The 9,322-nt window shown below is 73.6% G+C and carries 9 protein-coding genes and 1 pseudogene; 4 read left to right on the forward strand and 6 right to left on the reverse strand.

Translation table 11 applies throughout. The annotated features are described in order from the left end of the window. The 4 genes from C2L58_RS23920 to C2L58_RS23935 all read right to left on the reverse strand — a co-directional run bounded on the left by C2L58_RS23920 (position 1) and on the right by C2L58_RS23935 (position 4,458). Positions 1-1,158: a glycosyltransferase family 4 protein gene (locus C2L58_RS23920; protein WP_103339843.1), complete on the reverse strand. Its 1,158-nt coding sequence runs from the start codon at positions 1,156-1,158 to the stop codon at positions 1-3. Positions 1,159-1,237: 79 nt separating this feature from the next. Then, positions 1,238-2,293, reverse strand: coding sequence for a C40 family peptidase (locus tag C2L58_RS23925; RefSeq protein ID WP_233225888.1), 1,056 nt, complete (start codon positions 2,291-2,293; stop codon positions 1,238-1,240). Positions 2,294-2,737: 444 nt separating this feature from the next. Beyond that, positions 2,738-2,995 (reverse strand): hypothetical protein, encoded by a 258-nt coding sequence (locus C2L58_RS23930; protein WP_103339845.1) that lies wholly within the window; start codon positions 2,993-2,995, stop codon positions 2,738-2,740. A gap of 65 nt (positions 2,996-3,060) precedes the next feature. Then, a complete protein-coding gene (locus tag C2L58_RS23935; RefSeq protein ID WP_103339846.1) occupies positions 3,061-4,458 on the reverse strand; it encodes an NYN domain-containing protein in 1,398 nt (465 codons plus the stop codon). 153 nt (positions 4,459-4,611) lie between these two features. Between C2L58_RS23935 and C2L58_RS23940 the strand changes: the two genes are divergently transcribed. Continuing rightward, the gene (locus C2L58_RS23940; protein ID WP_103339847.1) at positions 4,612-6,315 is read left to right on the forward strand and encodes a DEDD exonuclease domain-containing protein; all 1,704 of its coding nucleotides are present in this window, start codon (positions 4,612-4,614) and stop codon (positions 6,313-6,315) included. Positions 6,316-6,715: 400 nt separating this feature from the next. On the opposite strand, the gene C2L58_RS23945 is transcribed toward C2L58_RS23940, so the two are convergent. Next, entirely contained in the window at positions 6,716-7,621 is a 906-nt protein-coding gene (locus C2L58_RS23945) for a MerR family transcriptional regulator (protein WP_103339848.1), read from the reverse strand. Between the two features lie 44 nt (positions 7,622-7,665). Between C2L58_RS23945 and C2L58_RS23950 the strand changes: the two genes are divergently transcribed. From C2L58_RS23950 to C2L58_RS23960, 3 genes are read left to right on the forward strand one after another with little or no spacing between them, the layout of a single operon-like run. Then, a complete protein-coding gene (locus tag C2L58_RS23950; RefSeq protein WP_103339849.1) occupies positions 7,666-8,403 on the forward strand; it encodes a maleylpyruvate isomerase family mycothiol-dependent enzyme in 738 nt (245 codons plus the stop codon). A gap of 45 nt (positions 8,404-8,448) precedes the next feature. Beyond that, a complete protein-coding gene (locus tag C2L58_RS23955) occupies positions 8,449-8,730 on the forward strand; it encodes an Lrp/AsnC family transcriptional regulator (RefSeq protein ID WP_103339850.1) in 282 nt (93 codons plus the stop codon). Beyond that, complete coding sequence (locus C2L58_RS23960; protein WP_103339851.1) at positions 8,727-8,915, forward strand: YdeI/OmpD-associated family protein; 189 nt, start codon at positions 8,727-8,729, stop codon at positions 8,913-8,915. Before C2L58_RS23955 ends, C2L58_RS23960 begins: the two co-directional genes overlap by 4 nt. Positions 8,916-8,971: 56 nt before the next feature. Here C2L58_RS23960 and C2L58_RS23965 read toward each other — a convergent pair. After that, positions 8,972-9,322: pseudogene (locus tag C2L58_RS23965) on the reverse strand (cytochrome b); the annotation flags it as partial.

Below are 9,322 nucleotides of genomic sequence, written 5' to 3' on the forward strand. Positions count from 1 at the left end.
TCAGCGGACCGCGGCCACCGGATCGCCGTCCAGCAGCCCGGACAGCCGCCGCGCCATGACGTCCCAGCGCCAGTTCGCCGTCACCCACTCCCGCCCGGCCTGGCCCATCCGGCGCGCGCGCACCGGGTCGGCCAGCAGGCTGGTCAGGGTCTCGCTCAGCTGGACGACGTCCCGGCCTTCGACGACGTGCCCGGTGACCTCGTCGAGCACCGCTTCGGGCGCCCCGCCCGAGTTGCCGGCGACCACGGGCAGCCCGGTCGCCGAGGCCTCCAGGTAGACGATCCCGAGGCCTTCGACGTCGAGGCCCTTGCCCCGGGTGCGCGCGGGCATCGCGAAGACGTCGCCGGCGGTGTAGTGCGCCGGCAGCTCCGCCCACGGCACCGAGCCGGTGAGCACGACGTCGCGCTCCAGGCCCAGCTCGGTGACCAGTTCGGTGAGCTTCTTGCGGTACGGGCCGCCGCCGACGAGCAGCAGGGCCGCGTCCGGGACGCGTTCGCGGATCGCCGGCAGCGCGCGGATCAGCTGGTCCTGGCCCTTGCGCGGGACCAGCCGCGACACGCAGACGACGGTCGGCCGGTCGCCGAGGCCGTGGCGGGCGCGGATCTCCGCGCGGGCGGCCGGATCCGGCCGGAACACCTCGGTGTCGACGCCGGAGGGCAGCAGCTCCAGCCCGGCCATCGCGCCGAACGCCGCGGCGAAGCGGGCGCGGGTGTACCGGCTGACGTAGGTGACGACGTCGGCGGTGTCGCCGATCCGCCGCAGCGCCTGCCGCGAAGCCGGGAGCATCGACCAGCCGACCTCGTGGCCGTGCGTCGAGGCCACGACGCGGCGCGCCCCGGCCCGGCGCAGCGGGTGCCCCAGCAGCGCGAGCGGCGCCGCGGCACCGAACCAGACGGCTTCGCAGTCGCGCGCCCGCATGATCTGCTTCGCCCGGCGGAGCACGTCCGGCGTCGGCAGCATCAGCGACGTCGGGTGCCGGACGACCTCGAACGGCGCCTCGGCGTCGAACTCCTCGTGCGACCCCGTCCGCGACTCCCACGACGGCGCGTAGACGACCAGGTCGTCCGCCGGCAGCCGGGTGGCGAGGGAGTTCAGGTAGTTCTGGATCCCCCCGGGCCGGGGCGGGAAGTCGTTGGTCACGAGCAGGGTCTTGAGCACGTCCCAGAGGCTAACGGCGGAGGGGCGGCACCGCGTGTGCGGTACCGCCCCTCCGGGATGCTGCCGTGGTGGTCCGGGGTCACGCCGTCGGGCGGCGCGCTCCCGAGTACTGGCTCTGCAGCGGCGAGATCTTCACGACGTCACCCGTGTCGGGCGCGTGCACCATCTTGCCGTCGCCGATGTACATGCCGACGTGCGAAACCGGCGAGTAGAAGAACACGAGGTCGCCCGGCTGGAGCTGGTCCCGCGGCACCGCGGTGCCGAAGGTCGACTGCTCGCGGCTGGTCCGCGGCAGGGTGATCCCGGCCTGCCCGTAGGCCCACCGCGTCAGGCCCGAGCAGTCGAAGTTGGTCGGGCCGGTGGCACCGTAGACGTACGCGCTGCCGAGCTTGCTCAGCGCGGCGTCCACGGCCGCCTGCGCGGCTGCGGTGGGGGCCTTGACGTTGACGGGCGGTGTCCCGCCGCGGTCCTTCTGGGCCGCCTTGTCCTGCGTGCTGAGGCTCTTGTTGGCCGTCTCGAGCTGGTCGATCTGGTCCTTGAGGGTCTTCTGCTTGGCCTGGATGTCCTGGGTCAGCTTGGCTGCCGTGTCCCGCGCGTCCTGCGCGCGCTTCGCCGCGTCGCTGGCCTTGGCGGCGGCGTCGGTGGCCTGCTGGACGGCACCGGTGAGGTTGCCCATCGCGGCGTTCTTGCCGGTCGCGATGACCTCGAGGGCCGAAGAGCGGTCGAGGAAGTCCTGCGTGGACGTGCCGGCCAGCAGCGCGGACAGCTTGTTCAGCTGGACACCGCTGGTGAACGACGCGCCGGCGAACTTGTCGACCTCGGTCTGGTACTTCTTCTGGCTTTCGGACGCCTGGGCAGCCTGCTGCTTCGCCGCGTTGACGTCGCCGGTGGCCTTGTCGAGCTCGCCCTGCTTCTTCTTCAGGTCGTCCTGAGCCGAAAGCAGGTCTTCGTTGAGCTTCTCGGCCTGCGCCGCGAGGTCGCGGTACTTGTTGAGGGCGTCGGAGCCGGTGGGCGGGGTCTGGAGAACGGGGACGGGGGCGGCGGTGGCCATCGGCTGGGCCACGGTGACGAGGGTGATCACCGAGGCCGCGGCGAGGGCACCTGAAACCACGCGCCTGAGGGAATGCGACTGCACGGTCGCGCGGGTCTCCTTTGCGTCTCGGCCGCCGAAGGGGACCGGGGCACGAAGAGGTCGGGGAGTTCCTCTTCGCCGCTGTCCCGCCACCACGCGCCCGGGCCGTGCACTTTTGCCATGCACGAGCCGCAACAGGTGAAGCACGCGGTGGTGGTTCCGGTTCCCAGCTTCCCGACAAAGCTGCGTCCGGCGGCGATCCCGTGTCGCCGCCTCCACAGACGGCCGGGGGCCACGAGATCTCGGACAGGTTACGAAAAGAGCGCCACCACGTCCACCACCTCATCGCCAAAAACGCTGAGTGACGCCGCGGACCACCATCGGACCAGGGCAAGGACAAACATGTGATGGGCGTTACACGCTGGGGTTTCTCCGCGGCGCTTTTCGACTACCGACCGTTCACCGATTCAATCGACCATTCGGCGCGCCGCCACGAAACGGTGGAAATCAGGCGGTGTGCCGGATCGGTTCTTCGATCAACCGGAGGTGTGGCACCATCCCGGCCTCGGCCAGGGCGTCGACCGCGCGCCGCTCGTCGGCGTCCCACACCACGGCGGGTGGCGCGCCGAGCAGCACGCTCACGACGCAGTCGTGGCACGAGATGCCGCGCACGGCGCAGCGGTCGCAGTCGACCACCAGGTTCTCGATGTCCGAAACGGCGATGTGCGAGACGTCCACTTCGGACAACTCGGGGATCCCGGTCATGTGTCCTCCTCACGTGGGAACTGCTGCTCCACACGGTAGGGGCCACCACCGACAGTTTCGGGCGGTCAGACCCGGGAGAGGCGGCTGACCAGCACCGATGACGGCGCGGGATGGGCGCCGCGGCCGCGCACGGAGTCCGCCACCGCGCGGTCGGACGTCGCGACGACCATCGGCCGCCCCGCGGGCTCGGCCGCCACGATGTTGCGGATGACGTCGTCGGCCAGCACCCCGCGGTCGGAGAACAGCACCCGCACGCCGCGGGGCACCGAGGCGGGGACGGACAGCACGCCGGCGCCGTCGAACACGACGGTGACCTCGGCGGCGGTGCGCGCGGCCAGCGCGGACAGCTGGTGGATCAGCCGGTCGCGCTGGTCGGCGAGGGCGAGTTCCGGGTAGCCGGTCTTGGTGACGTTGTAGCCGTCGACGATCAGGTGCACGTTGGGCAGCGCGAGATAGCGGTCCAACGTGGTCACGTCGGCGATCTTGCCGCCCTGGCCGGTGCCGGCGCTGGCGCCGCGGACCATGTCCGCCGGGCGGGCGCCGCGCGCGCCGAGGGCGAGCTCGCGGCGCAGGCCGGTGACGGCGCCGTCGATGGTGTCGATGAGCAGGGCGAGCCGCACCTCGTCGGCCTGCCGGGCCTCGCGCGCGGACTGGCGGGCGATCTCGGCGTCGGTGACCGCGCGCTCGGCGCGGGCGCGCTCGCCGGCGACGCGCTGGCGTTCGCGCTCGAGCTGGGCGGTGAGGGCGGCGATCTCGGCGTTGCGCGCGGCGGACCCGCGTTCGGCGTCGGCGGCGGCCGCTTCGGTCGCGTCCCGGGCCTGGCGCAACTGGACGCCTTGTTCGCGAAGGCGCTTCAGGAGCTTCTCGACTTCGCCCTCGCGCTCGCCCCGGGCGTTCTCGGCGGCCTGTTTCGCCTCGGCGAGCTCGGCGCGGACCTGGGCGAGCTCGGTCTCGAGCCGCTGGGTGCGGGCGAGCGCGGCGTCGCGTTCGGCGCGCAGGGCGTTTTCCTCGGCGTTCCGGGCGACCAGCCGGACGCGCCCGGCGGCCCCGGACTCGCCGAGCAGGACGGCGGCGGCCGCCGCGGCGACGGATTCGGTGGCGTTGGGGTCGAGGGCGTCGGTGCGGTGCTCGCGCAGCCACTCGATGACGGCGGTCCGGAACTGCGAGGAGTCGCCGAGGGCCGCGAGCAGGGCGGCGCCGCCGAGCTTCGCGCGCTTGGCCGGGGCGAACTTGGCGACCGGCCGCAGCTGGCGGGGCACGTCGGTGGCGGGCAGCTTGGCGACGGCGGCCGCGGCGAGCTCGGCGATGCGGTCGCGCACCGGTTCGGGCAGCGCGGGCCAGGTGGCGGGCTCGGGATGTCCGGCCTGGTCAGCGGGCTCCTCGGCCGGCTCGGTGCGCGACGCGACACCCGAGGGACCGACGGGGTCCCCGGGTGGCTCCGGCACGAGCGGCTGCGGGTGCATTGGTCCAGGGTAGGCCCCGCCCCCGCATCCCGCCCCGCGCGCCACACGGACCGCGCCGGTGGCCCGCGCGGGCACCGCGCCGAGCACTGCGCGACCACCGCGCCGAGCACTGCACCGGCAAAACTGTCGGGGGCCGCCCCTAAAGTCTCGCCCATGCGTTCGGTCCAGGCTCAGCTCGCGTTCGACGAGCTCGGAACTCCCTTGCGGGACACCACTTTCGTCGTCTTCGACCTCGAGACCACCGGGGCTCCGCCGGGTCCGTCGGTGATCACCGAGATCGGGGCGGTGAAGGTGCGCGCCGGCGAGGTGCTGGGCGAGTTCGCGACGCTGGTGAACCCGGGCTCGCCGATCCCGCCGCAGATCGTCTCATTGACCGGGATCACGCAGGCCATGGTCTACGACGCGCCGCCGATCGAGGAGGTGCTGCCGGCGTTCCTCGAGTTCATCGGGGGTGCGGTGCTGGTGGCGCACAACTCCGGCTTCGACACCTCCCACATGCGGGCGGCGTGCGAGGGGCACGGGTACGGGTGGCCGAAGCCGACGGTGGTCTGCACGGTCCGCCTGGCGCGGCGCGTGGTGCCGCGGGACGAGGTCGGGCGCTACAACCTGACGGCGCTGGCGATGCTGTTCGGCGCGCGGACGCGGCCCACGCACCGGGCGCTGGACGACGCGCGGGCGACCGTCGACGTCCTGCACGGCCTGCTGGAGCGGGTCGGGAACGTGGGCGTGCACTCGCTCGAGGAGCTGATGGGGTACCTGCCGGAGGTGACCGTCGCCCAGCGGGCGAAACGGCACCTGGCGGCGGACCTGCCGTCGGCCCCGGGCGTCTACCTGTTCAAGGGGCCGAAGGAGGAGGTCCTGTACGTCGGCACGGCGAAGGACCTGCGGCGGCGGGTGCGGAGTTACTTCACGGGCTCGGAGAACCGCAGCCGGATCCGGGAGATGGTCGCGCTGGCCGAGCGCGTCGACCACGTCGTGTGCGCGCACGCGCTGGAGGCGGAGGTGCGGGAGCTGCGGCTGATTTCGGCGCACCGGCCCGCGTACAACCGGCGGTCGAAGAACCGGCACCAGGGCTGGTGGATCGGCTTGACCGACGAGGCGTTCCCCCGGCTGTCGGTGGTGCGGCTGCCGCGGCCGGGGGTGCTGGGCCCGTTCCGCAACCAGGCGGACGCCCGCACGACGGCGGACACCCTGGCCGGGGCGTCGGGCCTGCGGACGTGCACGCAGCGGATCTCGCCGCGGTCGGCGAACGGGACGCCGTGCGTGCTGGCGGAGCTGGGACGCTGCGGAGCGCCGTGCGCGGGACGCCAGAGCGTGGAGGCGTACAGCCCGGCGGTCGAGTCGGTGTCCGGGCTCATCGCGGGCCTGGACGGCCGTCCCCTGCACACGGCGGCCGCGCACGTGGAGCACCTGGCGGCGGGCCGGCACTACGAGCAGGCGGCCCGCCACCGCGACGAGCTGGCGGGCCTGATCCGCGCACTGGGCCGAGCCCACCGCCAGGGCGCCCTGGCCTCGATCGGCGAGCTGATCGCGGCGGCCCCGGACGGCGAGGGCGGCTGGGAGCTGTCGGTGATCCGCTACGGCCGCCTGGCCTCCGCCGGCGTGGCCCGGCGCGGGGTGCCGCCGATGCCGGTGGTGGAGGCACTGGTGGCCTCGGCGGAGACGGTCCTCCCGGACCCGGGCCCCCTCCACGGCGCGCCCCCGGAGGAGGTGGGGGTGCTGCTGCGCTGGCTGGCCCGCCCAGGGGTCCGGCTGGTCCGCACCACCCGCCCCTGGTCCGAGCCGGCCGCGGTGGCCGGCTGGCGCAACTGGCTGGACCTGGTCGCAAACGCCCACACCCTCGAACACACCGACTAACGCACCCAACTCCCCGCCCGCCCGCCTGCCGTACCCGGTCGGCCCGCGTACCCAGGGAGTCGGCTCGTGTACCCGCACCGTCGGCTGGCGTACCCAGGGAGTCGGCTTGCGTACCCGGAGGGTCGGCCGCCGCACCGGGAAGGTCGGTCCGTGGCGGACCATCCGCGCACGCAAAGCGACCCTCCAGGCCCGCGAGCCGACCCTTCAGGCACGCGAGCCGACCCTTCAGGCACGCGAGCCGACCCTTCAGGCACGCAAGCCGACCGTGTGGGTACGCAAGGCGACCGCCCGGGTTCGCGAGGCGACCCTCCCGGTACGCGAACCGACCGTGTGGGTACGCCAGCCGACCCTCTGGGTACGCAGGCCGACCGTGTGGGTACGCAGGCCGGAAGCGGGGCGGTTAGGCGACCGAGGTGTTCAGGGCGTCCAGGAGCCAGGTGTGGGCGAGGCCCATCGGGGCCGCTTCGCCGGTGATCTCCCCCGTCAGGTGCCAGTAGCGGCGAAGCCGCGGATTGCGGTCCGGCGCCGTCCGGTGGTTCAACGCCCGGCGGAAGGACGGGCTGTCCGCCGCGTCCAGGGCCGATGCGTGGGCCGCCACGAAACGGTCCAGCTCCGGCCCCGGGGCCGGCCGGGCTCCGGCTGACAGGAGGGCTCCGGCCAGGATGCACGCCTCGCCCACCTCCGCGTGGAGCGCGCCCAGGTCCGCGACGCGGTCCTGGCCGGCCAGCGTGCTCGCCTTCAGATCCAACGCCAGCCGGGCGTCGGCCGCCAGCAGCACCAGCTCCGCGTACGCCACCACCTGGGCCGTCGACGGCTGGGACGGGGGCTCCGGGGCGCTGATGTCCAGGAACATGCGGGCCGCGTCGGGTGGGATCGGGCCCGTGGTCATCGGACGCCACAAGCGGACCAGCGTCTCGTGGGCCGAATACCCGTCCTGCACCGCCGACAGCAGCTCCAGGCGCGCCGCGCGGTCGGCGGGCGCCGCCTCCGAGACCGCGCGGAGCACCGAACGCCGCCAGTGCAACGTCGCCAGCTCGCGATCCAGCGCCGTCCGCTCGGCCGCCACGGCCTCGTCGAGGGACCAGCGGCCGGCGAGGACGTCGGTGATCGGGCGCAGGCCCAGCCCGAGCCCGCGCAGCCGGCGCACCAGGGTGAGCCGGTCGATCGCCGCGCCGTCGAAGCGGCGGTGGCCGCCCGCGCTGCGCACCGGTTCCAGGAGGCCCTCGTCGCAGTAGAACCGGATCGTGCGGACGGAGACGCCGGTGCGGCGCGCCAGCTCGCCGATCCCGAGTGTGACTCCGGTCACCTTCCGTCGAACCTCCAGCCGGGTGGAATTCCTACGGTACGGCCATGGACACCACGAGACTCGCCGAAGGACTCCACGAGCACACCGCCGGCTTCGCCGCAGCCGTCGAAAACGCCGATCCGGACATGAAAGTGCCCACCTGCCCGGAGTGGCCGCTGCGGGTGCTCACCGGGCACCTCGGCCAGGCCCACCGCTGGGCCGCGAGCATCGTCCGGGACGGGCCGTCGCCGGTCCCGGACCCGTTCGACGCCGACCCCGGCTCCCCCGAGAAGTGGTCCGGCTGGCTGTGCGAGGGCGCCCAGGACCTCGAAGACGCCGTGACGGCCGCCGGCGGCACTCCGGTTTGGACGTTCCTCGGCCCCCGGCCGGCCCGGTTCTGGCTGCGCCGGATGCTGCACGACACCACCGTCCACCACGCCGACGCCGCCCTGGCCGCCGGCCGGGGCTTCACCGTGGCGCCGGACCACGCCGCCGACGCGATCAGCGAGTGGCTGGAGCTGCTCTGCGACCCCGTCACGGCGAGCCTCAAACCGGACTTCGCCGAGCTGCGCGGCACCGGCCAGACCCTGCGGCTGACCCCGGACGCGGGCCCGGGCTGGCTGATCACCCGCCACCCCGGCGGCGTCCGGTGGACGCGGGAATCCGGCACCGCGGACGTGACGCTGACCGGCCCGGTGCGGGACCTCCTGCTCGTGCTGACCCGGCGCCGGCCCGCGGAGGGCGTCACCGTCACCGGCGACGAAGCACTCGCCGCGCACTGGCTGGCCCACACCGCGGCGTAGCTAGGATCGCGGACGACACCCGCACACGAGTCTTGGAGGACCCAGGTGATCACCGCGATCGTGTTGATCCAGGTAGAGGCGGACGCGATCCCGGACGCGGCGCAGGCGATCGCCGACATCGACGGTGTCGGCGAGGTCTACTCGTGCGCCGGGGACGTCGACCTCATCGCCACCGTGAAGGTGTCCACGCACGAGGAGCTGGCCGACCTGATCCCCGGCCGGATCGGGAAGGTGCCGGGCGTGCTCAACACCGTCACGCACATCGCGTTCCGGTCCTACAGCCGCTCCGACACCGAATCGGCCTTCTCGATCGGCGTGGAGGATTGAGCGAGCTCCCCGCGGAGCTGGCCGCTGCCCTCGCGGCCGCCCCGGACGCCGCGGCGCTGTTCGAGGCGCTGCCGCCCTCCCACCGGCGTGAGTACGTCCGCTGGGTTGCCGAGGCCAAGAAGCTCGAGACGCGCGTCTCGAGGGCGGAGAAGGCCGTCTCCCGGCTCCGCGCCGGCCAGGAGTAGAGCGGAAACGTCGAAGGCCACCTCCGGGCGGAGGTGGCCTTCGACGTCGGTGACGACTAGTGCTCGGAGCGCTTGGCGGCTTCGGCCGTCTCGATGCTCTCGAACTCACCCGGTTCACCCTGGGTGATCGAGTGCCCGTTCCCGTGCCCGTTGCCGTTGGCCCGCTGCAGCGCCGCGGTCTCCTCGGCCGGGTCCGGGGACCAGAACGTGCCCGGCACCGCGTGGCCGGCCGAACCCAGCTTGTTCATCTTCTTCGGCACCGACGCGCCCTGGTACTCGAGCGGGATGGCGTGCCCGTGGCTGTCCACGCCGGCCAGCGGCTGGTGGATCTCGATGAACTCACCGTGCGGCAGCCGCTTGATGATGCCCGTCTCGACGCCGTGCTCCAGCACCTCGCGGTCGGCCCG

The organism is Amycolatopsis sp. CA-126428 (genome assembly GCF_002904335.1).
Lineage (GTDB): Bacteria > Actinomycetota > Actinomycetes > Mycobacteriales > Pseudonocardiaceae > Amycolatopsis.